The 25,774-nt window shown below is 42.0% G+C and carries 23 protein-coding genes and 1 other RNA gene; 6 read left to right on the forward strand and 18 right to left on the reverse strand.

The genetic code is table 11. The features are described from left to right. Positions 1 to 138: 138 nt before the first annotated feature. Complete coding sequence (locus FNW02_RS21945; RefSeq protein WP_191759616.1) at positions 139 to 1,443, forward strand: dicarboxylate/amino acid:cation symporter; 1,305 nt, start codon at positions 139 to 141, stop codon at positions 1,441 to 1,443. Between the two features lie 24 nt (positions 1,444 to 1,467). Here the strand turns inward: FNW02_RS21945 and FNW02_RS38860 are convergent, their stop codons facing one another. From FNW02_RS38860 to FNW02_RS21960, 4 genes are all read right to left on the reverse strand, one after another. Next, entirely contained in the window at positions 1,468 to 1,647 is a 180-nt protein-coding gene (locus FNW02_RS38860; RefSeq protein ID WP_225225824.1) for a hypothetical protein, read from the reverse strand. 368 nt (positions 1,648 to 2,015) lie between these two features. Then, complete coding sequence (locus FNW02_RS21950) at positions 2,016 to 3,104, reverse strand: hypothetical protein (protein ID WP_225225825.1); 1,089 nt, start codon at positions 3,102 to 3,104, stop codon at positions 2,016 to 2,018. Positions 3,105 to 3,698: 594 nt separating this feature from the next. Continuing rightward, positions 3,699 to 5,411, reverse strand: a complete 1,713-nt coding sequence (locus tag FNW02_RS21955) for a diflavin flavoprotein (RefSeq protein ID WP_191759618.1) — start codon at positions 5,409 to 5,411, stop codon at positions 3,699 to 3,701. A gap of 179 nt (positions 5,412 to 5,590) precedes the next feature. Then, positions 5,591 to 7,309, reverse strand: a complete 1,719-nt coding sequence (locus tag FNW02_RS21960) for a diflavin flavoprotein (RefSeq protein WP_191759655.1) — start codon at positions 7,307 to 7,309, stop codon at positions 5,591 to 5,593. A gap of 1,172 nt (positions 7,310 to 8,481) precedes the next feature. Between FNW02_RS21960 and FNW02_RS21965 the strand changes: the two genes are divergently transcribed. After that, a complete protein-coding gene (locus tag FNW02_RS21965; RefSeq protein WP_191759619.1) occupies positions 8,482 to 8,904 on the forward strand; it encodes a helix-turn-helix domain-containing protein in 423 nt (140 codons plus the stop codon). Positions 8,905 to 9,241: 337 nt separating this feature from the next. On the opposite strand, the gene ssrA is transcribed toward FNW02_RS21965, so the two are convergent. Together ssrA and FNW02_RS21975 are read right to left on the reverse strand one after the other, a co-directional pair. Further along, positions 9,242 to 9,631, reverse strand: a transfer-messenger RNA (tmRNA) gene (gene ssrA, locus FNW02_RS21970). Between the two features lie 88 nt (positions 9,632 to 9,719). Next, positions 9,720 to 10,487: a class I SAM-dependent methyltransferase gene (locus FNW02_RS21975; protein WP_191759620.1), complete on the reverse strand. Its 768-nt coding sequence runs from the start codon at positions 10,485 to 10,487 to the stop codon at positions 9,720 to 9,722. Positions 10,488 to 10,714: 227 nt separating this feature from the next. Between FNW02_RS21975 and FNW02_RS39620 the strand changes: the two genes are divergently transcribed. Further along, complete coding sequence (locus FNW02_RS39620) at positions 10,715 to 10,840, forward strand: hypothetical protein (protein ID WP_263627816.1); 126 nt, start codon at positions 10,715 to 10,717, stop codon at positions 10,838 to 10,840. A 54-nt stretch (positions 10,841 to 10,894) separates the two neighbouring features. Here the strand turns inward: FNW02_RS39620 and FNW02_RS21980 are convergent, their stop codons facing one another. The 10 genes from FNW02_RS21980 to FNW02_RS22025 all read right to left on the reverse strand — a co-directional run bounded on the left by FNW02_RS21980 (position 10,895) and on the right by FNW02_RS22025 (position 19,901). Continuing rightward, on the reverse strand, positions 10,895 to 11,842 hold the full coding sequence (locus FNW02_RS21980; protein ID WP_191759621.1) for a F0F1 ATP synthase subunit gamma: 948 nt from the start codon (positions 11,840 to 11,842) through the stop codon (positions 10,895 to 10,897). Positions 11,843 to 12,020: 178 nt separating this feature from the next. Then, positions 12,021 to 13,541, reverse strand: coding sequence for a F0F1 ATP synthase subunit alpha (gene atpA / locus FNW02_RS21985; RefSeq protein ID WP_191759622.1), 1,521 nt, complete (start codon positions 13,539 to 13,541; stop codon positions 12,021 to 12,023). Between the two features lie 163 nt (positions 13,542 to 13,704). Further along, positions 13,705 to 14,259, reverse strand: a complete 555-nt coding sequence (gene atpH, locus FNW02_RS21990) for an ATP synthase F1 subunit delta (protein ID WP_191759623.1) — start codon at positions 14,257 to 14,259, stop codon at positions 13,705 to 13,707. After that, on the reverse strand, positions 14,256 to 14,828 hold the full coding sequence (locus FNW02_RS21995) for a F0F1 ATP synthase subunit B (RefSeq protein ID WP_191759624.1): 573 nt from the start codon (positions 14,826 to 14,828) through the stop codon (positions 14,256 to 14,258). Before FNW02_RS21995 ends, atpH begins: the two co-directional genes overlap by 4 nt. 162 nt (positions 14,829 to 14,990) lie before the next feature. Further along, the gene (locus tag FNW02_RS22000; RefSeq protein WP_191759625.1) at positions 14,991 to 15,422 is read right to left on the reverse strand and encodes a F0F1 ATP synthase subunit B'; all 432 of its coding nucleotides are present in this window, start codon (positions 15,420 to 15,422) and stop codon (positions 14,991 to 14,993) included. Positions 15,423 to 15,712: 290 nt separating this feature from the next. Continuing rightward, complete coding sequence (gene atpE, locus FNW02_RS22005; protein WP_073640718.1) at positions 15,713 to 15,961, reverse strand: ATP synthase F0 subunit C; 249 nt, start codon at positions 15,959 to 15,961, stop codon at positions 15,713 to 15,715. 224 nt (positions 15,962 to 16,185) lie between these two features. Continuing rightward, positions 16,186 to 16,947 carry a F0F1 ATP synthase subunit A gene (atpB, locus tag FNW02_RS22010; protein WP_191759626.1) on the reverse strand — a complete coding sequence of 254 codons (762 nt, stop codon included), beginning with the start codon at positions 16,945 to 16,947 and terminating at the stop codon, positions 16,186 to 16,188. A gap of 61 nt (positions 16,948 to 17,008) precedes the next feature. Then, the gene (locus FNW02_RS22015; RefSeq protein WP_191759627.1) at positions 17,009 to 17,449 is read right to left on the reverse strand and encodes an ATP synthase subunit I; all 441 of its coding nucleotides are present in this window, start codon (positions 17,447 to 17,449) and stop codon (positions 17,009 to 17,011) included. Positions 17,450 to 17,748: 299 nt separating this feature from the next. After that, the gene (locus tag FNW02_RS22020; protein WP_191759628.1) at positions 17,749 to 18,306 is read right to left on the reverse strand and encodes a PEP-CTERM sorting domain-containing protein; all 558 of its coding nucleotides are present in this window, start codon (positions 18,304 to 18,306) and stop codon (positions 17,749 to 17,751) included. A gap of 413 nt (positions 18,307 to 18,719) precedes the next feature. Beyond that, positions 18,720 to 19,901 carry a class I SAM-dependent methyltransferase gene (locus tag FNW02_RS22025; RefSeq protein ID WP_191759629.1) on the reverse strand — a complete coding sequence of 394 codons (1,182 nt, stop codon included), beginning with the start codon at positions 19,899 to 19,901 and terminating at the stop codon, positions 18,720 to 18,722. Between the two features lie 219 nt (positions 19,902 to 20,120). On the opposite strand from FNW02_RS22025, the gene FNW02_RS22030 reads away from it, so the two are divergent. Genes FNW02_RS22030 through FNW02_RS22040 form a run of 3 tightly spaced genes read left to right on the forward strand, consistent with a single transcriptional unit; the run spans position 20,121 to position 24,243 of the window. Next, positions 20,121 to 20,780, forward strand: a complete 660-nt coding sequence (locus FNW02_RS22030) for a vWA domain-containing protein (protein WP_191759630.1) — start codon at positions 20,121 to 20,123, stop codon at positions 20,778 to 20,780. A 10-nt stretch (positions 20,781 to 20,790) separates the two neighbouring features. Further along, positions 20,791 to 21,564, forward strand: coding sequence for a protein phosphatase 2C domain-containing protein (locus tag FNW02_RS22035; protein WP_191759631.1), 774 nt, complete (start codon positions 20,791 to 20,793; stop codon positions 21,562 to 21,564). A gap of 6 nt (positions 21,565 to 21,570) precedes the next feature. Beyond that, positions 21,571 to 24,243: a WD40 domain-containing protein gene (locus tag FNW02_RS22040; RefSeq protein WP_191759632.1), complete on the forward strand. Its 2,673-nt coding sequence runs from the start codon at positions 21,571 to 21,573 to the stop codon at positions 24,241 to 24,243. 105 nt (positions 24,244 to 24,348) lie between these two features. Here FNW02_RS22040 and FNW02_RS22045 read toward each other — a convergent pair whose 3' ends face one another. Both FNW02_RS22045 and FNW02_RS22050 read right to left on the reverse strand, forming a co-directional pair. Continuing rightward, the gene (locus FNW02_RS22045; protein WP_191759633.1) at positions 24,349 to 24,777 is read right to left on the reverse strand and encodes a type II toxin-antitoxin system VapC family toxin; all 429 of its coding nucleotides are present in this window, start codon (positions 24,775 to 24,777) and stop codon (positions 24,349 to 24,351) included. A 5-nt stretch (positions 24,778 to 24,782) separates the two neighbouring features. Then, the gene (locus FNW02_RS22050; RefSeq protein WP_191759634.1) at positions 24,783 to 25,130 is read right to left on the reverse strand and encodes a type II toxin-antitoxin system HicB family antitoxin; all 348 of its coding nucleotides are present in this window, start codon (positions 25,128 to 25,130) and stop codon (positions 24,783 to 24,785) included. Positions 25,131 to 25,774 lie beyond the last annotated feature (644 nt).

Here is a 25,774-nt window from a genome sequence, read left to right on the forward strand (position 1 = left end):
CTCTAGGGGTATCCCGGTAACATACCCCTTCGAGCAGGATTTTGCAAAGCAACGGGATCTTAGACTAACTCGTTTACGAAATTTTCACTTCCGAAAGTGAAGTTTTAATAGTTACATCAGTTCACCAGCATCTAAATAATGAGCCAAACAGAGAGCACTAATCCGCTTGAAACCAAAGTCCGCCCTTGGTGGCAGCGTATCCCTCTCACGCTACAAATTCTTATAGCTCTAGTGGCTGCTATCAGCCTCGGAATTGCACTCGGTGCGGGGAATCCCAATCCAACCAACGCCACCTTAATTAACAACTTAGCAATTCCTGCTGAATTAGTGCTAAAGGCTCTCCGTGCCTTGGCTACGCCGCTGATTCTGGTAGCGGTGTTACATACTTTAATGACTACAAATATTCCTGGTACAGCCGGACGACGGTTGGCTGGGTTACTTTTAACAAATACAACCATAGCTATTTTTATAGGACTTTTAGTAGCGAACGTCCTGCGTCCTGGCACTTGGGGCGATGTAACTACCTCACAAACTACAGAAATAACTGGTCAAAGTCTTGACCCTTGGGGAATACTCAAAGATGCTGTACCCGAAGCTGTCCTGAAACCCTTAGTTGATAATAATGTCATCCAACTGATTGTTATTGCTCTGAGCTTTGGTATCGTCCTACGAGGATTAAAATCCGAACAAATTGCCCAAGGAAAAAACGGATACCAGCCGATTGAGGATGTCATCGGGATTTTGTTTGAGGCGGTGATCCGCGTTCTCAACTGGGTAATTGCCTTAGTGCCTTTCGCCGTCTTTGGAATTGTCGCTAAAACCGTTGCTAAAGAAGGTTTTGCCCCTTTTCAATCCTTGGCTGCATTCATCGTGGCGGTGTTGGTAGCCTTGATATTACAAGCTTGTTACTATCTCACCAGAGTAAAATTTGGTTCTTGGGTACACCCACTAAATTTCTTAGGTGGCGGTTCTGATGCTTTTTTAACGGCTTTTTCGACTTCTTCCTCTGCTGCTGCAATGCCGATAACCTTTGAGGTTCTGCAAACAAAAATTGGTTTAAGGGAATCTTCTGCCGCCTTGGGGGCATTAGTAGGAGCAAATTTCAACAATGATGGCACAGCTCTTTATGAAGCGATGTCTGCGTTGTATATTTCTCAACTAATTGGGCAACATCTGAGTTTGGGACAGCAGTTAATTGTCGTTCTAACATCAATTTTTGCATCGGTAGGTGCGGCGAATATTCCCAATGCCGGACTAGTAACAATGACACTGGTATTCACTTCCGTGGGCTTACCTACGCAGTATATCGCTTTACTGGTAACTATAGACTGGTTTTTAGATCGCTGCCGCACTGCAATTAATGTAATGGGAGACATGACTGTTAGTGCTTTACTTGACGGTAAAAAGCCGCGTTCTATGGACGAGGCGGAATTTACCATTTAGTTCAGTGCAGCAGTTTTCAAGTATCTAATGCTGTTGAGGTCCTTTAGCGTCACATTCTTTAAACCAGCAGCGTTCTAGAAGTTGAAGTCGCCACATAGATGCGAAGCGATGAGGATTCAATATCAATTTAGCATCATAACTAAATAAGGGCTGGTTAAGATACTGCCAAAGAGGAAATTTAATTTTTGTGTGTTTTGGAGCCATAAGAACAACAAATAGTATAAAAGCGTTGTAGTAGTAATTGGCATCTATGTATTAATAACTGCCAGATACTTTTTTTCTAGTTAAAGATTACACCGCAGTTTTATAATTGTCCTTGTGGCAATTGCGGAAAATTTTGAATTTTATTGAAGTCGGAAAAACCTTTCGCTAGTCGCCTGATTCGGAACAACGTCGCTTGCTTCAACAGAGGAAGCCCTTTGGGTGAAACTCGTGACGCTTATTCACCTCAGGCGTACCCTTGAAGCAAGCTAAGTTTAGCGTGCCGAGGCAGGAATCGCTACCGCTACGCTATCGACTTTGGCGTTCTCCGTAGGGGAAGCTACACATAGTGTAGCGTGACGTAGAGACCCTCAAGAGCTTCGGCGTTGCTTCATAATATTAATTATGTGGACTCCTATATCTACACCTTTCATATAGCAACTCATGTATGATAACAGCGAGTAGATAAATACAATGATGCCCAGCATCTCTAGTACCTCTTCCACAGTCGTTATGAGGGTGTAAATCATATCATTTTCTGTGTAGTAATCTGCATAATATCCACCCACTAATTCAGTACCAATTGCACCTGCTACATAAATTGTCCCAGCAATGAAAAATAAGTGTCGTGTCTTTGCAGGAAGAGTAGCGAGAAATCGCGCAAACATCAATAAAAATATAAGGACGAAGATAGCACCAGGAATCACCCAAGCGTAATAAAGCAACCCACTGGTATTAAATGTATTTCGCACTGGCTTTATGAGTTTTTCATGAAGACTGATGAATTCGTCTAAGGACAAACCAGCAAAAACTATTGATAATCCTCTCCATGACCAAAAATTGCTATTCCCAGCTAACTTCTGAGCTTGGGCGATAATCACTAGCAGAATAGAACAAAATAGTAAGGCTGCCGTAGAATACAGGGAAGGAATATTTCCTTCGGTGTTAAGGTCGAATGTATATCTAAAGCTATTCCTTCCCTCGAAGTCAGGCAGATAGTGTACATTGAAATTCGCCAAAAGACTGACAATAGTTAGGGATATTACCACGCCAAGCAGGAATTTAAGGGTTCTGTTGGCAGAAAGATACATTTCTAACTTATGCGATGACTGCAACGCTGCGATCGCATCTTCTGGCTTGATAGGATTTGTTGGCTCTACTCTACGTATATATTTGCTATTGCTGGTATCTGAACGAGACAGTTGTTTCAGGATTTTTCGTCGCTCTGGCAATACAATGTTATCCATGAAATACTCAATGGTTTGCTGCTTAACCAAACCATGCATTGCTAGAATTTCTCCTAACTGCTTTCCACTCAACTTTTGTGCCGTGAGCGCTGTGTCTAATGCCTCTGGGGTAATCAATTCAGCTTCAACTAAGTACGTCCCAAGTGGCTTAAGCTGAAATTCTTGTTCCTCTATTTTGTTAATCAATAGTATCTCCTTATTGTCAATGGTCATATAGCAATCTATTGATTGCCATTTAAGGTTATGTAATGATGATAATTACTGGCTAATCTTGAGTTTTAATGTTTTCATAACCTATAATTAACTATATTTTGGTTGTGTCAAAAAATTAACTAACTCAATATAAAGCTTCAGTAAATTTTATGTAAATATACTGTATAGTTTTTTAAAAATATAACCAATAAAGGTGAACTTACGCAGGAGTTGATAAACCTCATCTTTGATCAGCAAAACTGGCTAATACTTCAAAACCTTGTTGTTGCCAAAAAAATAAATCCACCCATACATCAGAGTGAAGGGTGGAATATACTAAAATAAACTGCTGCATTGCTACTTTAGACAGGCTTACGCCAACCTCAAGCAGTCACCACAGCAATTGTTGATTGTGTACAATACATTCTTGCTTAAGATTTAGAAGTCAGAATTCACAGAGAACTCCATATTCTGCCTCCTGAGCAAAAAAGGGAACTGGTGGCCAATACATTATTTCAACGCGCAGTGGGACAAATACTGCGTCCTTATGCAAGCCACCAGATTTATCAGTGGAGTTGTCCCAATCCCGCGCTTTGCGCTTTAACTCCTTTGAGTTTAGTAATGAGTGCCTGTTTTACGATGGTTGATAGCAGTAACAGCATCAGGCTTGAGTAATTTCCCATCGTCCACGGTTGCATACACAACCCAGTGATCGCCACATTCCAAGCGTTGGCTAACTGAACATTCCAGATAAGCTAAGGCGTCGTTGAGAACTGTACAGCCGTTATCTGCAACTCCTGTTTTAAAATTCGCAAATCGGTCTTCTCCTGGTGCAAAAGATTTACGAAAATGCTTCGTGTAGTCTTGATGATTGCCTTCAGGTAAGATATTCAGGGCAAACTTACCGCCTGGATACATCAGGGATTCGATCGCTCGTTCCTTGGCAATAGCAATGGTAAGACCAGGAGGGTTAAAGGTGGCTTGAGAAACCCAAGCGCCTAGCATCCCAGTAGATACTTCTCCTTGCTTAGCTGTGATCACGCAAACGGAACCAACAATCCGACCAACAGCCTGTTCGACTGGGGTCGCAGCTTGTTGTGGCACACGTACTTTTTTAGCCTTTTTCAAAGCTTGAGCGAAGTCTGTACCTACTTCTTCACAAAACTTGAGAGTGACATCATCAGGTTTAAATTTAACTTTCAGGGTGTCAAAGCCAAAGCGATAGCCAGCATCGCGAAGTTTACCCTCAATTAAGTCAAAAGCTTCGCCACTCCAGCCGTAGGAACCAAACACCCCAGCGAGTTTACTGTTGTCACCGCTCGATAGCACAATACCTAAAGCAGTATGAATCGGAGTAGGTGCATGACCGCCGATGGTGGGAGAACCGATGATAAAGCCATCCGACTGTTCTAGATTAGTGCGGATTTCATCAGGGGTGGCAAATTCGCAGTTGATCGATTTTACCGCAACTCCACCTTTGGTCAATCCCAAAGCCATGGCCTGTGCTAGAGTCGCCGTATTGCCGTAAGCTGAGGCGTAAAGCAGAGCAACAGAAATCTCGCGATCGCTGTGAGAACGGCTCCATTCTCCATAAGCTTTCGTAAGTTCGATTAAGCCGGTGCGTACCAAGGGCCCGTGACCCACACCATACATTCTTACCTGCAAATCAGATATCTTCTCCAAAGCTGCTTCCACATGAGGCGCTTGCGGAGCCATCAGGCAGTTAAAGTAGTAATGTTGGTCTTCCTTAAGTGCTTCCCAATTATCATCAAACGCTTCATCGCCACACAGATGAGTTGCAAATAGCTTATCTGTATAGAGAATTTGGGTTTGCTGGTCGTAGGTACAAAGTCCTTCTGGCCAACGTGGACTCGGAGTGGGGAAGAATTTTAAAACGTGACCCTTGCCTAAATCTAAAGTTTCCTTCCCCCGCATCACCAAGACTTTCAGATCATGGTCTAAGAAAGCAGCACGCAAATTTCCAGCACCGGGAAGAGAACAAACAAAAGTTACCTGTGGTGCGAGTTCTAGAATTGCCTTGAGAGTTGCAACTCGGTTGGGATTAAAATGACCCAGGATTATATAATCCAAACGTTTCAAGTCTAAAGTTTGTCGCAATGCCTCTAAATAAACTTCGGTGAAGCTTTCTGGAGGTGGATCAATAAGTGCAGTTTGATCGGCTTCAATTAAATAGCAATTGGAGGTAGTGCCTCTTTCAAGTGCATACTCAATTTCAAACCGTAGACGTGACCAACTACGTGCTCTGAGAACTTTAGTATTTGTAGCAATTGGTAGAACTTGTACGTCGCGTGGTTTGGAGTCGGTCATAGCTGTTTGGTAAAGTTGGGGAAAAATTTGGAAAAACCGGGCAACTTTTGCCCAGTTTTTAAAGCGCTTAAGGAAGTAGTGGGAGGAGTGGAGGAGTAGAGCAGCGGGGGGACAAAGGGAATAAATCTCTTGTACAGACGCGATTAATCGCGTCTGTACTCTTGACCCCTCCTCCTGCCTTAGTAGTAGTTGCCGACTTTGCGATGACGAACAGCTGTCAGTCCATCGACTTTGGAGACACGACCTTCTTGGACGGTGCAGTATAAAATCCAGTGGTCGCTGCACTCCATGCTGGTTTGCACTTCACATTCCATGTATGCCAGAGCATCAGTCAGAATCGGGGAGCCGTTTTTAGCTGTTTGGGTTTTTACTCCAGCAAATCGGTCAGCACCGGGATGCAAGCGCTTGAGAAAGTGCTTCTTAAGTTCTTGATAATTTCCTTCTTCCAGGACATTGAGAACGAAGCGATCGCCTACTTGCATTAAGGAATCAATGGCGCGGTCTTTGGCAACGGCAATTGTGAATCCTAGGGGTTGTAAACTCGCTTGTGTTACCCAGGATGCAAGCATTGCACTTGACACATTACCTTTTTTGGTGGTGACAATGTACAGTCCGCTGCTAATCCGACCCAGCGCTTTTTCCATGTTGACGTCGAGGGACTTAATTTGCTTGATGTTGCGATCGCGCACTAGCAATTGTCCTAGGTCTGTACCTGCTTCTTCACACAACTGGAATGTGGATGCTGTCGGAGCTTCTTTGATCCGAATGGCTGGAAAAGCTTCCTTGATACCGGAGTCGATAAATTTTCTCCGCAGTGTATCAATGGGTTCATCATCTCCGCCGTAAGATTCAAATAGCCCAACCACTTGCTTGTTCTTAGCGACAGCTAGCAACGAACTGATACTAGCCTGAGCTGCGGCGGCGCTAGTTGGAGGCATACCGATAATGATGCCAGCGGCTCTACCAGCTAGTTCTTGGATTTCTTGGCTCTCAGCAGAACTCAGATCTAGTACTTCTACTCCAACCCCAGTTTTCTGTAGTCCGTCACCAATTGCGTGAGCTAGACGATCGCTATACCCGTAATCTGAGACATAAAACAAGCCAACTGTGGTTTCTGCTTTAGCTTGTTTTTGGCTCCAATTTTCGTAGCACCCGGTTAAAACATCTAAATGATGGTGTAGTAAGGGCCCATGACCGTTAGCGATAATATTAATCTTCCCAAGTTCGCCCATTCTCTTCATGGCATTCAGCAGAGAACGAGCGTTGGGGCCCATCAAGCAGTCGTAGTAAAATCTAAAGTCAGCTTCGATCGCTTCTAAGTCTTCGTCAAAGGTGCGATCGTCACAAAAGTGCATCCCAAAAGCATCACAGGTGTAGAGGGTTTGGGTTTTGCGGTCGTAGCTGAAGATTGTGTCCGGCCAGTGCAGGTTAGGCGCACTCACGAATTCGATTTCATGTCCTTTGCCGATATCTATGCGATCGCCACTTTTGACAATTCGCTTGGAAAAAGGATCATGTACTAAGCCTTCGAGAAACTGGAGCGCCACTTTTGAGGCTAAAACGGTGGCTCTTGGTGCTAACTGAAGGACATCTTCCACTAAGCCGCTATGGTCTGGCTCTGTGTGGCTGACAATTATGTAATCAATTGTTTTGGGGTTAACAAGACCTTTAAGAGTGTCTAAATACAACTGGCGAAACTTCTGGTGAGAAGTATCAACCAAAACTGTTTGCTCACCTCTAATTAGATATGAATTGTAGGTTGTACCATTTTGCAGTCCGAATTCGATATCGAAGCGATCGCGATCCCAATCAAGAGAGCGAATCGCTGTTGTGTTAGGGGCAATTTCTACAGTTTGTATAGTTAGCCGATGTTGAATATTCTGTGCGATCGCTACCATTATTCGTCTCCGAGCGCAAATCATCAGGTTTTTATTCTGTCCCCATTGTCCCAAGAAATTTTTTTTTAAGTTGTAATGAATATGATGTTTTGGAAAATTTAACTTGTATTAATTGTTTCTATTTCTTAGCTATATTTTTTACTCAAAAAATCTACCAAATATTAATTAAATCAATCTACACATCCACTATTTAGTAACCCTGAATAGTCGCACTATTTTCTAATCCAAAGCTATCATACATATCACTATTGTTTGTCCAAAATTTATAATTAAAACTAGAACTTAAGCCGAATTGTTCGTTCTTGGCGTTCCCGCAGGATAGAAACTGCGATAGCAAATACTTGAGCATCACCTAGAGAATCATTATGAAAAAAGTACAATAATTATGTAATTTAAGTGCATTAATTTATAATTAGACTTACGATTCAGTATCAACTCATTAAGATATAAAAGTTCATTTTTTCACGTACTTCCTAAGATAATAAGCAGGAAAGGTAAGATAAACTCCTAACAAACTTTTAACAAGCATCAAATATGCTGTTGTTAATACGTTTGTTAATAAGCATCAGATACGCCACTGTCTTGATAAAATTTCTTGTCACGTAAAGTGTAAATTTTCTGTAAAGTAAAGAAAACAGCAATTCTTCAGAAACAATCAAAGCAAATTAGCTAAAACCAGTTTAAGAAAAAAGTCTGGACTTTCATATCTTTTTCTATTTAGGCAAATGCAAATTTTTATAACAGTTATTTTTAAAGTTTCGATAAACTACCAGTAAAAATACGAGTAATCAACTAAATTTTAATGCTACACTCTATTAGTGTAGATTTTTAGATATTTAGTTAGAACAACACTCATAAACTCTTATCGTCATAGCCACGGGCTTCAGCTTATAGCTATCCGATAAAAAGCCTATATAGGCTCAATTTGTCGTTGGACAAATTTTGTAAGTCAATCATTACTTGATGATAAATTCCAGATTTTAATAAGTGTTCTTCAAGCCAATACTTCTCGCATAACATGCCTTCAGGCTAGACTCCGGCATCCTTAAACATTGTAGTTCAGTCATTTTAGTGTGTTACTTAATACTTTGCGTAGCAAGTATATAGGCATGAATAAACATAACAATACCAAAAACTGACTGTGTGAAAGACTAGCGCTTATGGGATGCCGATTGAGAATTTTTTTAACAGAAGAAGAAAAGCAGACTTTGGAAGAGTTAAGGAGAGCTAAAGAGGTTCCTCAACGTACCAAAGATCGTGCTCAAGTTTTACTGCTGAATGCTCGTGGCTTAAAAAACGAGCAGATTGCTCAAGGCTTGAACTGGGCAATTTCAACAGTACGTCAAACTCTTCATCGTTGGGACAAGATGGGGTTAGCAGGGTTGTGGGATGCTCCTGGTCGAGGGGGAAAACCCCGATATTCGGAATCAGACTTAGTTTATTTGGAAAATTGCTTAGCTCAAGAGCCACAAACTTATAACTCGAAACAATTAGCAAAAAAACTGGCTTCTGAGCGCCAAGTAAACTTGAGTCCTGACCGACTGCGACGGGTACTAAAAAAAAGAGGAAAAAGGTTTGAAAACACACCTACATAACCCCAAAACCAGAACGCTTAGCTGATTGCGGAGGATTATATTGTTCTGACTTCAATGTCTGGTAGTTAGAAGATATGGAGATAGGATTAATTAATTATTTTCTTATCCAGCTTCCCCTGTTCTCTCATCTTCCCCTCTCTCTGGGCTTCCTATGTATGTATCTACAGCAAATAGTTCCTTGCTTGTAAGGTGGGCATTGTAATGCCCACCCTACTGTGGTTTATTAGTATGAAACCCATTGTATGAAAGTGGTCAGCGAAATTACACATTACCTTCTATCCATAAAACAAAATCCACCTTGATATTAAATTATCAGGTGGAGTTGTTAGTTGTTCTTTAGTGGATCCGAGCAGAGTCGAACTGCTGTCCAAATTGGGTATTGACCCCCCGCTCATTCACAGGTTTAGCCTTTCTGACCCTCAAGGCGGGAATCGTTCATTATCCCGAACGTAGGATGCTCTGATTTAATCTTAGCTAGCAAGCCAACCAGAGAACGCTTGCTAGAGCATCCGTTGGGGTTTGGTCTTCAGTCCTTAACGGAGTCAAACTAAAGACGCTCGAACCTATAAGAGGTGTTTAGGCAGCTACTAGAGCGTCCTTACGAGCAAATTTAACGATGTTATTCGCATTTACTTTTTTTTCGAGTCTTTGATTTCCGAGAGACGACTCACTCTCGACCTGAATCACAGAGCAGCGTTCGCCAACCTGTCGAAACCGTGACGGACCCATGTCTCATATTTTTTATTATAGTGTATTGTTTTTGAAATGTGTTATGAGACAACAGATTTGGGACTCTGGATTGGTGTCTTTATAGTTCATGCAAGTACTGCTGAAAAACACAGGGTGTCTGTGTGGGCATTTGGCTGTAGATCGTCAATGTAGTTTGCACATAGGGTGATGTCTTTGTAACCATTTTCCCGTAAACACATGATAAATTCATCGCGCCCGAACCAATGTAGAGGAAAGTGCTGTAACTCGGTGGCAATCAGTTTGCTATCTTTCCACTTCTCATAGCGAATTACACTCATGTTGGATTGATTGAGCCAGTCTATATGAGATGTGGATTGTAAAAGAATTGTTGAGCCATCAGGGCAATTAATTGGCGCTCGCTGCCTAACGATATTCTCCGTCTTAAAATCTTCAATAGGCAACTCCAAGTCTATGAAGATTCGCCCTTGCGGCTCAAGGTGTCGAGCAAAAGCTTGCAACGCAGCTACAGCAGAAGATCGTTTTTCTAACAGCATGAACGAGCCAAAGGAAACAGCGATTGCACTAAACTTGCCAGGAATATTAAGATTTTCTATATCACCTTGATGGAGAACAGGGTTCAATCCCCTTTCTACACAGTGCTTTCGACAAGCAGCAAGCATATCTGGTGAAGTATCGATACCCTCAACATTAATACCAGCTTCTAGCAGTGGTATTAGTAGTCGTCCCGTCCCAACCATTGCCTCAAGAATTCTGCCACTGATTCGGGAAAAGTGGCTAATGTAGTAGGGCACATCGGGGTACTCTCCACCAATAGGCTTGGTGATGTCATAAACCTCAGTACACAAGGGCCCGTATGCGGTCAATGTCAACATAATTTGTAATTGATAATTCGTAATTCGTAGTTATAATCAGCTTAGGATTGAACCCACCACTCTCTTACAAAGTTGAGCCAGTTGCTTGGGCGGGTTAAGAGACTTGTGCATTAGCGTAGCGGTAGCAACGCAGGAGCGTCACTGGCGTCTGAGAGCGCCGGAAGCCGGCGCTCTTACTTTGCGCTCTTATTGTTGCACCACAAAGCCATGCAGATTTGATGGGGGCTATGACACGAAGTAATTACGAATTACGCGCTTGGCAGCTCTCTTCGACGCAGGAGCGTCCAGAGCGAATTAGTAATTATTTGGTCATAGTTCAAAAATCTCAAATATTAAAAATAGCCGATCGCTAATCTCAAAACAGTTAGCAATCAGCTATTTTTCACAATTAACAATTAGTAGATTCCCTAAGTTAGGGCTTCAGCACCGCCTACAACCTCAAGAAGTTCTTGGGTAATTGCGGCTTGACGGGCTTTGTTATAAGACAAAGTTAGGGTGTTAATCAACTCACCAGCATTCTCGCTAGCATTGCTCATGGCTGTCATCCGCGCTGCTAGTTCACTAGCAGCTGATTCTTGCAGCGCCCGTAATAGCTGGTTACTTAGATATAGAGGTAACAGAGAATCGAGAATCTGTACTGGATCTTGCTCGAAAATCATGTCGCGGGGAAAAGGGCGAACTTGACTTGTCACTTTCTGCCGTTCGACTTCAAATTGACCACCACGGGTTGTCAAGCGGAAGATTTCGTCATCTGGTGCTTCTAGACCTTGAAGATCGAGGGGAAGCAGAGTTTGCACCACAGGACGGGAGCTAACTAAGGAGACAAATCTGGTATAAACTAACTCAATGCGGTCTACTTTTTCCGAAAGGAATAAGGAAAGTAGTTGGTCGGCAATCTGAGTAGCTTCCGCTGCGGTGGGAATTTGCTCTAAACCGCTGTATGTGGCATCAATAGCCTGATTGCGGCGTTGAAAGTATTGTGTAGCTTTGCGCCCAACAATCACAAATGTGTAGTCTAGACCTTCTGCCTTGATTTCTTTGGCACGGTTTTCTGCACGACGGATGACGTTACTGTTGTACCCACCACACAAACCCCGATCACCAGAAATGACCAACAGCCCCACGGACTGAACTTGTCGTTTTTTTAGTAATGGCAAGTTTGCTTCTTCAAACCGTAGACGGGTTTGCAAACCATACAACACTTGTGCCAAGCGATCGGCAAAAGGGCGAGTCGCCAGTACTTGTTCTTGTGCCCGACGCACTCTAGCCGCAGCCACTAGGCGCATGGCTTCTGTAATTTTTTTGGTATTTTTGACCGACTGAATGCGATCGCGTATTGCTTTGAGATTGGCCATAATTTTATCCTTTGTCGTTAGTCATTTGTGCTTTGTCCTACCCTGCGGGAAGCCGCTAAGGCGTCTATGTCATTAGTCATTAGTTCTTTACCAATGACCAATGACCCCTTCGGGGTTCACCAATCGCTCATGGGGGAGACCCCAAGACCGTATTGGCTCACCAATGACCAATGACTAATTACGCTGTTGCTTTGAAGGTTTTTTTGTACTCGGTTAGCGCTTCCTTCAAGGCTGCTTCTTCTTCATCACCCAGTACTTTTTTGCTTTGTACTGATTGTGTGTACTGAGGTTTGCCTGTTTTTAAGTATTCCCGCAGACCTTTGGTAAAGGTAGTTACTTGATTAACAGGTACATCATCTAAGTAGCCGTTAATCCCAGCATAAAGAATGGCTACTTGCTCATATACTGAGAGTGGGGAATTTTGGGGCTGCTTGAGCAGTTCCCGCAAGCGTTGACCCCTTGCTAACTGGTCTTGAGTGGCTTTATCTAAGTCAGAAGCAAATTGTGCGAAAGCTTGCAGATCGTCAAATTGCGCCAGTTCTAATTTAATCTTACCGGCAACTTTTTTCATTGCCTTGGTTTGAGCCGCAGAACCCACGCGAGACACAGAAATACCAGGGTTTACAGCGGGGCGGATACCAGCGTTAAACAAGTCAGAAGACAGGAATATCTGACCATCGGTAATGGAAATAACGTTTGTGGGGATATATGCGGAAACGTCACCTGCTTGAGTTTCGATAATTGGCAGGGCAGTCATGCTACCTTTACCTAATTCATCACTTAGTTTAGCTGCTCTTTCTAACAAGCGGGAGTGGATGTAGAAAACATCTCCAGGATAAGCTTCGCGTCCTGGTGGACGACGCAGCAGCAAGGACATTTGTCGATAAGCTTGGGCTTGCTTGGAGAGGTCATCGTAAATTACCAAGGTAGCTTTGCCTTTGTACATGAAGTACTCAGCAATTGTTGCTCCTGTGTAAGGTGCTAGGAATTGTAGTGTTGCTGGATCACTGGCGTTTGCAGCGACGACGACGGTGTAGTCCATCGCGCCCTTTTCTTGCAATGTTTGCACCACGTTAGCAACGGTGGAAGCCTTTTGACCGATCGCAACGTAAACGCAGATTACATCTTCTTCTTTTTGGTTGATGATCGTGTCAATGGCGATCGCAGTTTTACCAGTTTGACGATCACCAATAATCAACTCCCGTTGACCACGGCCGATGGGAATCATTGAATCAATAGCTGTGATACCCGTTTGCATGGGTTCGTGTACTGATCGGCGTGCAATAATACCGGGTGCTGGAGATTCAATCAAACGGCTTTCTGAGGACTTAATGTCTCCCTTACCATCGATGGGACGACCCAAAGCGTCTACAACTCGTCCAATTAAAGCTTCACCCACCGCTACCTGGGCGATTCTACCGGTAGCGGTGACTGAGCTACCTTCTTGAATTTCTAGACCTTCACCCATGAGCACCGCGCCCACGTTGTCTTCTTCTAAGTTCTGGGCGATGCCGACTGTGCCGTCTTCAAATTCCAACAGCTCACCAGCCATAGCCTGGTCTAGACCATAGATCCGGGCAATACCATCACCAACTTGTAGCACAGTACCAACGTTAGCAACTTTGACTTCTTGGTCGTATTGCTCGATTTGTTGTTGGATAATGCTGCTGATTTCGTCAGGTCTAATTGAAATGCTCATGTGTCTATCTTGTTTGCTTTCGAGACGGAAGAAGTAATTAGTTAGGAGCAAAGAGTTAGGAATGATGAGTTAAAAATACAACAATTAAAAGTTAAAAGTTAAAATAAATTACTTTATTACTTAACTCCTAACTCCTAACTTCTCACTCCTAACTCCTAAACTTCTAGCTATTAGTTAAGCGTAAGGAAAGGCGGCGCAACTGACCCCGTAAACTGGCGTCAATAACCTGCGAGCCTACTTTGATGATTACACCACCAATTAACTCGCTATCTATCTTAGTTTCTAGTTCTACCTGGCGAGCTTTACTGATGGCGATCACCTTTTCGATAATTGCCTGCTGTTGAGCTTCTGTGAGGGGAACGGCTGAAGTCACTTCCGCTAATACGGTTTGATTCAACTGCCGCAACAGCGCCAGATATTGCTGTAAAATTGGTTCTATGAACGCAATCCGCCGTTTGTCTACCAATACCAGCAAAAAATTGCGTAAGTATGGGTTGACATTTTCACCGAGTATTTGTCTAATGAGAGCCTTTTTTTTCTCAGACTGAATAAACGGGTTGCTAAAGAAGTTGTGTAGCTCTCTGTTTTCTGAGAGCAGGCTTAGGAAAGTACGCGCATCTTCCCCAAATTCTTCTGTCAAGTTTTTCGATTGCGCTATTGACAAAAGTGCCTGTGCATAAGGTTGGGCTACTTCGGCTGTTGCTACTTTACTTGTCATACATTGCCTCCCAGTTGTGCGATGCTGCGGTCAATTAACATTTGTTGAGCATCGTCGGCAATGCCGCTTTTGAGTTGCGATTCGACTTTTTGCAATGCTAGAGTAGCCACTCGCTGCCGCAGTTGGGCGATCGCTCGCTCTGTTTCGCTATTTAAATCCGCTGCTGCTGTTTGTTTCAAGCGTTCTACGTCTTGCACTGCCCGCTCTAACAAGGCTTCCTTCGAGGCCTGGGCGCTTTCTTGGGCAGCTTTGCGGATGCGTTGTGCTTCTGCCTGAGCTTGAGTTAACTGATCTTGCGCCTGGGATAGAGCAATTTGTGCCTCTTTTAAGCGCCCTTCTGCTTCCTGAATTAAGGTTGCAATATTTGACTTTCGCTCATTCAGGATATTGCTTAAAACTTTACGTCCGAAGTAGAATAATATGCCAACAAGAATCGCTAGGTTAATGAGGTTGGTTTCTAGAATGTCTAAGTTTAGACCGAAACCACCTTCTGCTGCGCCTTCTGCCAATTCAGAATGAACAGCGTTCGCTTCTGCGGCAAGTAATAAGAATGTGCCCATGATACCCATCTACAAGTGCGCTGCTCGCTTGCTAATAGTATTGTATTTTCATGAAGGGAAATATAAGTATCCTTTCCCCAGGGAAAAAGTGCCTTTTTTGACACTTGAATTGAGCGCTCTGGGACTAGCGCCCAGACGCGCGTATGCTTTCATAGAAGCAGTTTTGTGAGCTTAGCTAACTACAGTAGATCCCAATAGTTTTTCTAGAATCTGCCTGCTGAGAGCATCAACCCGTTGCTCTAAGGTACGCATAGCTTCTTGTTTCTGTTGCTCTATTTCAACAGCAGCCTGTTCTCGTTGCGCTTGAGCTTCTTTTTGGGCTTCAGCGATTTTCTCGGCAGTAATTTTCTTAGCCTCAGCCTGAGCTGCTTCTACAGTAGCTTGCGATTGCCTGCGAGCTTCTGCGAGCTGCTGCTCATATTCTTGGGCTAAGCGCTCAGCTTTAGCCAAGCGTTCCCGCGCCTCAAGGGTATTCGTTCGGATGTAATTATCGCGATCGTCTAGCACCTTGGTCAGTGGCTTGTAGAAAATTGCATTCAACAAAGCTGCCAACAACAGGAACTGCAATGCCATTAAGGGCAAAGTAGCATTGAAGTCAAACATTTCTCTCCTCTTTGGCTGGAGTAGCAGTTTTCATGGCTAGCAAGATCATCCAACCTTTAATATTTTAGAGACCCATAGCCAACAAGGGTCAAGCGATTGTGGATTTTAGAGTTACGATTTTAGATTTGTTTTGCCGACAAGCTTAGGGGCATGTACCGAAAACTCTTGATAATCCAATCAAAACCTAAAATTGGTAATCAATTACATCAAAATGACTGAAATACTCAAATATTTCGACGACGTAGAGGCGTGAATCATCACGTCTCTACACTCGCAAAAACTTTTAGGTTTTATCCCGCGAAGGGGTTAGCAAACAACAGCACCAGGGCAATAACTAGACCATAAATAGTCAAGGATTCCATGAAAGCCAAGGTTAACAGCAGAGTACCCCGAATTTTTCCTTCTGCTTCGGGCTGACGGGCGATACCTTCTACTGCTTGTCCAGCAGCATTTCCTTGACCAATACCAGGGCCAATTGCAGCTAAACCAATTGCTAGAGCAGCAGCCAGAACTGAAGCAGCAGAAACTAATGGATCCATGTTGATTTTCCTTACTTTGAATACAGAACTAACAAAAGTACGTTAACGACTAGAAACGTGTTTTTCACGCTGCACCGAGTTCTTTCAATCGCGCTTTGCGATGTTTTGAGCGAAGATGCTCGACGGAACTGTGCTATCAACTGAGAAGCTTAACAGTTATCAGTTAACAGTTATCAGTTGTCGGCTTTGCCGCACGCTTGATAACTGTTGACTGTTGACTGAATTTAATGCTCCTCATGCTCATCTCCACCATGTCCCTCCATGGCCTCATGAATGTATGCTCCAGCTAGGGTGGCAAAAACCAGGGCTTGAATGGCACTGGTAAACAAACCCAAAGCCATCACAGGCAGAGGTACAAATAGAGGAACTAGCAGAACCAGCACCGCTACCACTAATTCATCCGCCAAGATATTGCCAAAAAGACGGAAGCTAAGGGAGAGGGGCTTAGTAAAATCTTCTAGGATTGCGATTGGCAATAGAACGGGTGTTGGCTCAATATATTTCTTAAAGTAGCCCAAACCCCGCTTGCTAAAACCCGCGTAAAAGTACGCTAAAGATGTTAGTAATGCCAATGCTACAGTCGTATTGATGTCATTGGTGGGAGCTGCCAATTCACCCGATGGCAGCTTAATTAGCTTCCAGGGAATTAGAGCACCTGACCAGTTCGATACGAAGATAAACAAAAACAATGTGCCTATAAAAGGCACCCAAGGACGGTACTCTTTCTCACCAAGTTGGTTTTTTGCTAGATCCCGAATAAACTCTAGGGCATATTCCATTAAATTTTGGATGCCGCTGGGAATTCTCTGGATGTTGCGAGTCGCAGCTAGTGAAGCTACTACTAGAATGCTAATCACAAACCACGAGGTAAGAAAAACTTGCCCATGAATTTTAAGATTGCCCAATTGCCAGTAGAAATGTTGACCTACTTCTAATTCGGCGAGGGGAAAAGAATTAAAGGCGTTTAAGACACTAAGCATTTGCATTCTTCAAGCAAGAATCTTCCCCAACGAGCGAGGATGGGAGTATTGTCTTTGTGAGCCTGATTTAAGAATCAGGAATGAACGCAGTTTGCACCGTATAGACGATGAGCGTGGCCTTGTAAGTTAGAAATCCCAAAAATATGGGCAGAACATGTAGCTCATGCCATTGAGTTGCCAATACAATCAACCCAATAAACAGAGCCAAACGATTTTTGCTCAGACGGGTTTTTTGATTACCGAGCCGCTCAACATCTTTAGCCAGCATTTTTAAGTAAACCACACCTGCACACGCCCCAATCAAATAATTCAGGGCAATGTTTAAGGAATAAAAAATCCACACAGAGATAAAAATAACCCCCGTCAAGACAAGCGTGATTGTCAACAGTTGCTGGAAGAGTTGATAGAACTCTTGCATAGAGTTCCCTGATTCTGTATCCTCAGAACCAGATTGATCATCTTGTTGTGTTGTCGGAGTGGGTGCAATTGATTCGTCTGACAAGCTCACGGGACTTGAAACCAGTACAGCTAACTATTGATGACTGTACATTCAGTCAGCTGAATCATATCACGCTCCGGTAACAATACTTTAGAAAAAAACAATTAACTTCTTGTCATCAAAAAGCGTGATGAGCGATCGCCTCTCACCACGAAGTATAAATTACTTTTATAAGTTAGTATTCACGAAGGTCTTGCTGTATTAAAAAGAATGCCCTTATGAAAGGATTACAGGCACGCTCACAGGGGCATACATCTTAAGTGTGAAACCTGAATTAGTAGCTAATCAGACTGGCAGCAGTGAATCTACTATATCTTCTGAGAAGCCGCTGCTTGCTTACGCTTCATCCACAAACCAAACCCAAGAGCAACCACTGAACCACCAACTGTGAAGGGTTCGGGGACAGGTGTTCCAGGGCCCGTAACTTGACCCTCAAAAGTTGTCGCCACCTTACCGAGAGGATTTCGGCGTATAATATCCCACTGTGCTAGACCCGCTGTAGTAAAAGAACTGAATAGGGAAAAATTACCGAATAATGATGATGTACCTACTTTACCTGTCTGAGCAAAGTTTATCAATTTTAAAGTCACAAAGTCAGGTTCTTTGGTTTCCACTGACAATCTAGTTGGGTAGTCAGGAGTTACATCAAATACACCCGATAAGCCTGATAAGGTTAATAATGAACCATCTCTGAGCCTTTCAAAATCACCAGGTAGATTCGCAGAATCAAACTGAATCGTGTAATCGAATCTATTGCCTTCTTGTCCCTTAAATACAACACTCGCTGCTTCTGCTGATTTAGCACCAACAGCAGCGAAAAGCGCAACACCAGCAGTAGCAATGCTTAGCTGTTTAGCTAATTTCATCAGAAAATTCTCCTAAATTAAAATTTGATAAGTACAGTAAAAACTCATATGTGAGTCTTTAATAGAATTTATTCTTTTATATTTTTATACGCAGGGCAAAAAAGCACTATTTTCCAAATCTTCACTTTTTTCAACTCTTTTATGAAGAGAGTGTAAAATGATACTACATTTTGCTAGTTAAAAATAATGATTTTTACTTTTAGGTAAAAATTCAATGGTTTTTAATTAAACTTATTGCAAAAATGCAAATAAGTAAAAAAGGAAATACGGATAAACACACGGAGAACTTCTAAGCACCGCAAGTCGGCGCTTAGAAGTTTGATAGAACACAAATAATTTACAGCGTTCATCTCTTGTAAGGTCTGAGGCACAACTTCCAAAGAAAACTGGTGTGGTGAGACAATACGATGTAATTAAGCTGGTGTTAATAAAATCAACTGTTGCTTGAGGAGCGTTCTAACTTCATTAAGTTCCATCTGCACACCTGCTAAAATTTCTCCCACTGTTGAATTACCATCGCATCTTTGCAGAAACTCAAACTCTGCTACTGATAAGTTAACAATCTGGTAATCGTAATTAAAGAAACATTGGCTGGGAAATCCTTCAATACAAGGATTAAGTTCAGGAATTGCCGTCAACAAAATATTATCATCTGACCAGTCAGCTTTGACGAGGGGAGGGCGACCAAGGAAAAACTCGTAATGGGTTACTTCTGGATCTAGTAATTCTATCAGGCGATAACGCTGGCGATCGCCTAATCCTTGGGCCCGTTCTATCAACTCTGGTGCTTTGCCCAAAAGCCTTTCTAACTGCCAAAAACTAGGATTTGAGAAGCCAATAAACTCCAAGCCGGAAGCATCAATTAATTTAAACAGCGTCTCAATGTTGTAGTCAATTTCTTGAGGATGAACATACATATCGGCAAAGTATGCATCCTTATGGTTTTCTAATGACCAACGCTGCTTATCGTACTTGACAATTCGGTTATTTTCTGGTAAAGAGGCGAATATTTGCCGCCCAACTTGCACACCATCGCGGTAATCGCCTCGTTTATCACCTTGGAGGAGAGCGATCGCTTTTTGCATAAGTTGAATTTCCCAACGTCCCAATTCCCCGTACACAAAAATGTGCATCAAGCCGCCTGGAGCTAACTTCTTCGCTAAAGCTTGAATACCACGAATCGGATCGGGGGTATGGTGCAAAACGCCAACGCAGTTGATTAAATCAAACTCACCTGGCAACTGTTCGACATCATACAAGCTCAGGTGATGAAACTCAACGCGGTTAGCCCCAGAACGTTGACAACGCTCTTTTGCCACAGCCAAAGCGCCAGTACTAAGGTCAATTCCAACGACATTAGCTTGGGGATTAAGGTGAACAAGGTATTCTGTACCAACTCCCGTACCGCAACCAGCATCTAAAATGCGGATATCCTGCTTTTGGGGTTTTTGACCTGTGCAGAAATTATAAGCGGCTAGCCAATTCCAGCGCCAGTTGTAGCCTGGAGGTGGTTCATCCAGTAGGGCTTCCGGCGGAAATGGGTAGGTGTTGTAGAGTTTAGCAACAGCAGCACTGACGGTTTGGGAATCTGACATGGTGGGCAAAATTGCAGCAATTCTGAGTTTAGCGAATGCTGGGCACTTAGGGTAGACACATATTTGAGAAGAGTTATCTTACCAAATGCGGCGCTGGATTATTTCAACTTAGGTAAACATAGGGATTCTTTAAATAAAAACACTACTGTTGAAGTATTTATTAGCAATAAGATTAACGTGTATAATTTGTAACCTAATTTACTCAATCAGGAGCATCGAATGGCTGTAGGATTGCCTGAATTCGTTGAAAATCCAGAAAATCGTTGTCCAGTAATTCTATTACTCGATACTTCTGGTTCTATGTCAGGTCAACCTATCCAAAAGTTAAATCGAGGACTTGCTATTTTCAAAGAAGATGTATTAAAAGATTCTCAAGCATCGCTGAGTTTGGAAGTGGCCATGATCACATTTGGTCCCATAGTTAAGCTGATGCAAGACTTTGTAACGATTGACCAATTTATACCGCCTATATTGGAAGTAGATGGTGTTACCCCAATGAGTGGGGCGATTGAGTATGCTTTGGATTTTCTAGAAAACCGCAAACAGACTTATAAAGACAACGGTATTCTCTATTATCGCCCTTGGGTGTTTTTGATTACAGACGGAGCGCCAACAGACTCCTGGCAATCAGCCGCGCAAAGATTGAGAGAAGCAGAAGCACAAAGCCGACTTTTATTTTTTGCGGTAGGTGTACAGGGTGCTGATATGAATATCCTCAAACAAATTTCTCCTCCTGAACGTCCACCAGTTATGCTAAATGGCTTAGATTTTCGTGAGCTATTTGTCTGGCTTTCTACTTCAATGAAACGGGTTTCTAGTGGCAAAGTAGGGCAAGCTGTAGCTTTACCGGCTGTGGGATGGGGTCAAATTACTAGTTAGAGGAAATTTTGTGAATTGGAAAGCTATTGCGGGTTCTGCTGTTGGAACAAGTCATCAAGACCAGGAGATGCCTTGTCAAGATTATGGGGATTATTGCATCTTTAATGATGTGATTGTAGGTGCTGTTGCTGATGGTGCTGGTAGTGCTAAATATTCTGATATTGGTTCTAAATTGGCGGTAAAAACGGTACTCAAATGCTTTTCTGATATTAATGAATATCCTCAGAAGCAAGCTTTTTCTCAAGCACTGTCTAAAGAAGAAGCTCAAAAAGTTTTTGCTAAGATTGTGAACCAAGTTATTACAGAATTACAGAAGCAAGCAGATGAAGGAGATTATTCTGCCAATGATTTAGCTTGTACGTTGTTGGTTTTTGTGGCTACTCCTGACTGGGTTGCAGCTATGCAAATCGGAGATGGATTTATTGTGCTGCGTTCCCAAAATTCAGAATATCAACTGTTGTTTCAGTCAGATAAAGGTGAGTTTGTCAATGAAACAACTTTTATCACCTCAACAAATGCAGTAAAAGATATGCAATTAGAGGTTATTTCCGAAAAACAAGAGTTTATTTGTGCTTCCACTGATGGACTGGAAAAAGTAGCAATTCGCTTGAGCGACTGGAAACCCTTTTCACCTTTCTTTAAACCTTTGGAAGAATACTTGCACGAACCTGTTAATCCAGAGGAGGAAAATAAATATCTGACAGAATTCCTCAACTCTGAACGGCTAAATTCTCGCACTGACGATGATAAAACCTTACTTTTGTGCTTATTTGATAGAGAGTAAAATTCGATGACAGTTCTCACCTGTGCCAGTACGGGAAAATCAATTACTCTGCTAGGTGAACCGATAGCTAATAGTGGTGAAGGTAAGGTTTGGCGAACTAATTACAATGGTTACTTAGCGAAAATTTACCACTCGCAAACTCCTGAACGAGTGCAAAAATTGGCTGTGATGATAGCGCACAGACCCAAAGAGCCAAACTCTCACCTCAATCATATTTCTTTTGCTTGGCCTAAGTCGGTACTGAAAGATGCTCAAGGTAATTGTGTGGGCTTTTTGATGCCGGAAATTAAGGAAGCAAAAGAACTTATTGATGTATACAACCCCCAGAAAAGAAAGGCTTTGAAACTTGACGTTGATTGGCGTTTTCTCCACACAACGGCGCTGAATATCGCCTCAATTATTGAAGCAATTCACATTTCTGGCTATGTTTTGGGTGACATCAAGCCGCAAAATATTCTTGTTAACGATCGCGCCTTGCCTTCAATTATTGATACTGATTCTTTTCAGGTTCGGAATCCGAAAAATAGTAAGGTTTATCGTTGTCTAGTTGGTTCAGACGGCTATACACCACCGGAACTGATTGGTAAAGATTTTGCTAGCACTGATCAAACGGAAGTACACGATCGCTTCCGATTAGCAGTCATTATCTATCAACTGTTGTTTGGTGGTCAAAGTCCTTTTGCGGGAAAGTGGATAGGCGCGGGGGAAACTCCAGAAATGAATGAACTTATCCGCCGGGGTTTATGGCTGTATGCACCAAACAGTTTGATTCAACCTGTTGTAGAAAGGACAATTCCTCTTGAGATTGTTCACCCAGAGGTTCAGCGATGTTTTCTCAGATGTTTTAATGATGGTTATAAAAATCCTAACTTGCGCCCAACTGCTGGGGATTGGGTAAAGGCGCTCAGACTTGCTGTTAATGAGTTAACTATCTGTGGAAAGGTAGACAGCCACTACTACAGCCGAACTCATGGTAAGTGTTATTGGTGCGATCGCGCCATAAAACTTGGTACTGATATATTTCCTGGGTTTGTTAGACCAAAACAAGCTGCTGTTGTTAAATCAACATCACAACCTAAAGCTTTTGCCGCAGATAAAATTATAGAAAATGCCGCAATAGAAGGGCAAATCCATACTCTCCAAGGGCATTCCGACTCTGTTAATTCCGTAGCTTTCAGTCCAGATGGCAGAACCGTTGTCAGTGGGAGTCATGACACGACTATCAAATTATGGGATGTCCGCACGGGAAGAGAAATCTACACCCTTCAGGGGCATTCCAACTCTGTTGATTGCGTAGCTTTCAGCCCAGATGGCAAAATCCTTGCCAGTGGGAGTTCTGACAAGACTATTAAACTGTGGGATGTGACAACAGGAGGGCAAATCCGCACTATCCAGGCGCATTCCGACTCCGTTCGTTCGGTTGTTTTCAGCCCAGATGGCAAAACTATTGCCAGTGGGAGCGATGACAAGACTATTAAACTGTGGGATGTGACAACAGGAGGGCAAATCCGCACTATCCAGGCGCATTTCGACTCGGTTTGTTCGGTTGTCTTCAGCCTAGATGGCAAAACCCTTGCCAGTGGAAGTCATGACAAGACTATCAAATTGTGGGATGTCACCAGAGGAGGGCAAATCTGCATTATCCAGGTGCATTCGGACTGGGTTCGTTCCGTAGCTTTCAGTCCAGATGGCAAAACTCTAATGAGTGGAAGTAGAGACAACACTATCAAGATTTCGCAGTTTGTATCATCAAGCAATACAGCTAGTTCATACCCAGTCCAGCCAAGTCAATCTCAAGTTTGGCAAACTAATCAGTCTGCAAATTCACCATCACCTAATAAGCATAGTAAACAAAGTATTTTTCAAAGCGCTGTTGGAAACAGCGCTTCTTTATCAGGAACTTCTATTTCTACGAAAACCTCGACAAGTAATACAACTGTAAACAATGCACCTCAACAGTTGCCTGCTAAAAAACCGATTCAAAATTATGCTCAAGTTATTATTATTGGTTCAGTATTAGCCTCAGCAACATTAGGTTCACTTGTATTTTTTGCTACTGGTAATCTATTTTATAGCTCTAACAATTCTAATTCTGCAAAAGATGCAACACAGAATTTAACTCAATCGCAATTGAGAGAAATAGCCACCAGTAAGATTAAAAAGTATACTATTGGTATTGGTATTTCATTCCAAGTTAATGAAGAAACTAAAATACCAATAGTTACTAATGTCTTTGAAAAATCTCCAGCAGCATTGGGAAATCTTAAAATTGGTGATCAAATATTGGAAATAAATGGCATACCGACATCAAAAATGAGTGCGACAGATGTAGCTAATTTGATACAAGGTGATATAAATACTACAGTTTTTTTGCAGATTAGTCGTCCAGGTTTCAGAGATACAAACACAATGCTGATTAGGGAACCTTTTATCAATCCCAACGTTGATCAAGACTACGTGAGGCGTTGCTCAGCACATTTTAAATTGAAAGATTATACTGACGCACTAGATGACTGTAACGACGCAATTCAGATAAATCCCAATAATGATGAAGCCTATTATTTACGGGGTACTAGCTATTATTTAGATGGGAATAAGTATCAAGGAATGAAAGATTTACAAAAAGCTGCAAGTTTAGGGAATGAAAAAGCTAAGGAAATCCTCAAAGATGTTAAATAATAGCATTGGATATTTTAAATTCAGCCAAAGAATACTGGGAAGCTAATAATATTGCTCTGAAGTTTTTAATTATAAACAAATAGGTCAATTTAGTCTTGAGACAAATTAAGATATAGTCCAATCTTCTAAACGCAAATTAGGCACTTTTTCAAAATCCTTGCGGTTGCGCGTAACTAAAATCCCATTTACTGACAGCGTAATTGCCGCAATGCGTAAATCTTGAGTACCAACGCGAATTTTTTGCTTAACTAATTCAGCATAAAGATTACAAGCGTTAGTATCAAATTCAAGTAATATTATATTTTTGAAATATTCTATTTCATCCCATAAACCTTTGTATGCCCAGATTAATTTGTCATACTTAGAAGGTTGATTATTATATTTGTTGATAACATTCAACCATCCTTTAACTTTTTCCTCAAATGTAATCACTGTTATAGCTAAATTTTCAGTATTTTGCTGTCTTATGCGTTGTGTGACTAATGGATGAGTATTTTGAAATAAGGATAAATGATCTGTATCTAATATCCACATAATACTCACTTTGTCTCATTCTCTAAGTCAATTTGACTCCGTTCAGCTTCTATGTATTCCAGCACCTCAGCAAAAAGAGGGTTATCTTTGTGCATTCCCGCAAATTTTATCCAAGGATGTTCGGTTTGAGGAGGATCAATTTCTAAAGTAACTATTTCCGCTTTCTCTAAACGAGCTTGCAAACGCTGGATTAGTTCTTTTAAAGCTTCTTCTTTTGTAGCACCTGAAATTTTGCAGTCTGGCAAGCCTAACACCGTTGCATTAAACCTGCCATCTTGTTCGTTTTCAATCAGCACATCATAAGTTAACTTTGGTGCTGTCTTGCTAGAGGAAGTTTTTACAACTAAATTCATGATATTTTTAGCCTTCAATTTTTATATTGATTATAACTTTGCAACATAATGATTTATAAACGCCGACCTACTTACTGTCTAACCTTAGCTGAAAGCTTTATGTTTACATTGTGAACAGTAGTTAATAGTGAGGGCTAAAACCCTTAAATTAGCACTAAAGTGCTGACTACAAACCTTTAATTATTTACATTGGCTTACTTAGCCTATAGTTTAATTTTCATAATATTGTCTTTTGCGATCGCTCTAATGATTTACAACCAATCAGAGTTTGATTTGAGCTAAAAGTGATCCAGGACTGTAATTCTGAGCAAAATACAGTGCAGAAAAAATCTCCGAGATGCTTCCTTGCACTTCGCTCTCAGCATGACAAGGTATTTCATTAAGAAAGTTAAATTTATCACTGTTATACATAGTAGTAATCCGTAATTTAAGTATTTTTGAATACAAATTATTTCATTAATATTTCAATATATACTGAAAAAAACTTAACTTTTTGATGGTTGCTGAAGATTTAGAGAATCGTGTGCTTGAAATTGTCAAGTTAAAGGTTCTACACACTTCTTAATAAACCAGCCCTAGGAACGCAAAACGTTCTAATCTAAAAGCTGACTGGGTTAATTTACTGGCAGTTTTGAAGGCGGCAC

Source organism: Komarekiella delphini-convector SJRDD-AB1 (assembly GCF_014831675.1).
Lineage (GTDB): Bacteria > Cyanobacteriota > Cyanobacteriia > Cyanobacteriales > Nostocaceae > Komarekiella.

Excerpts from the sequence above, each read along its gene's own strand:
- FNW02_RS21945 (WP_191759616.1), top strand. The coding sequence starts at position 139 with ATGAGCCAAACAGAGAGCACTAATCCGCTTGAAACCAAAGTCCGCCCT.
- FNW02_RS38860 (WP_225225824.1), bottom strand. The coding sequence starts at position 1,647 with ATGGCTCCAAAACACACAAAAATTAAATTTCCTCTTTGGCAGTATCTT.
- FNW02_RS21950 (WP_225225825.1), bottom strand. The coding sequence starts at position 3,104 with ATGACCATTGACAATAAGGAGATACTATTGATTAACAAAATAGAGGAA.
- FNW02_RS21955 (WP_191759618.1), bottom strand. The coding sequence starts at position 5,411 with ATGACCGACTCCAAACCACGCGACGTACAAGTTCTACCAATTGCTACA.
- FNW02_RS21960 (WP_191759655.1), bottom strand. The coding sequence starts at position 7,309 with ATGGTAGCGATCGCACAGAATATTCAACATCGGCTAACTATACAAACT.
- FNW02_RS21975 (WP_191759620.1), bottom strand. The coding sequence starts at position 10,487 with ATGTTGACATTGACCGCATACGGGCCCTTGTGTACTGAGGTTTATGAC.
- FNW02_RS39620 (WP_263627816.1), top strand. The coding sequence starts at position 10,715 with ATGACACGAAGTAATTACGAATTACGCGCTTGGCAGCTCTCTTCGACG.
- FNW02_RS21980 (WP_191759621.1), bottom strand. The coding sequence starts at position 11,842 with ATGGCCAATCTCAAAGCAATACGCGATCGCATTCAGTCGGTCAAAAAT.
- atpA (WP_191759622.1), bottom strand. The coding sequence starts at position 13,541 with ATGAGCATTTCAATTAGACCTGACGAAATCAGCAGCATTATCCAACAA.
- atpH (WP_191759623.1), bottom strand. The coding sequence starts at position 14,259 with ATGACAAGTAAAGTAGCAACAGCCGAAGTAGCCCAACCTTATGCACAG.
- FNW02_RS21995 (WP_191759624.1), bottom strand. The coding sequence starts at position 14,828 with ATGGGTATCATGGGCACATTCTTATTACTTGCCGCAGAAGCGAACGCT.
- FNW02_RS22000 (WP_191759625.1), bottom strand. The coding sequence starts at position 15,422 with ATGTTTGACTTCAATGCTACTTTGCCCTTAATGGCATTGCAGTTCCTG.
- atpE (WP_073640718.1), bottom strand. The coding sequence starts at position 15,961 with ATGGATCCATTAGTTTCTGCTGCTTCAGTTCTGGCTGCTGCTCTAGCA.
- atpB (WP_191759626.1), bottom strand. The coding sequence starts at position 16,947 with ATGCAAATGCTTAGTGTCTTAAACGCCTTTAATTCTTTTCCCCTCGCC.
- FNW02_RS22020 (WP_191759628.1), bottom strand. The coding sequence starts at position 18,306 with ATGAAATTAGCTAAACAGCTAAGCATTGCTACTGCTGGTGTTGCGCTT.
- FNW02_RS22025 (WP_191759629.1), bottom strand. The coding sequence starts at position 19,901 with ATGTCAGATTCCCAAACCGTCAGTGCTGCTGTTGCTAAACTCTACAAC.
- FNW02_RS22030 (WP_191759630.1), top strand. The coding sequence starts at position 20,121 with ATGGCTGTAGGATTGCCTGAATTCGTTGAAAATCCAGAAAATCGTTGT.
- FNW02_RS22040 (WP_191759632.1), top strand. The coding sequence starts at position 21,571 with ATGACAGTTCTCACCTGTGCCAGTACGGGAAAATCAATTACTCTGCTA.
- FNW02_RS22045 (WP_191759633.1), bottom strand. The coding sequence starts at position 24,777 with ATGTGGATATTAGATACAGATCATTTATCCTTATTTCAAAATACTCAT.
- FNW02_RS22050 (WP_191759634.1), bottom strand. The coding sequence starts at position 25,130 with ATGAATTTAGTTGTAAAAACTTCCTCTAGCAAGACAGCACCAAAGTTA.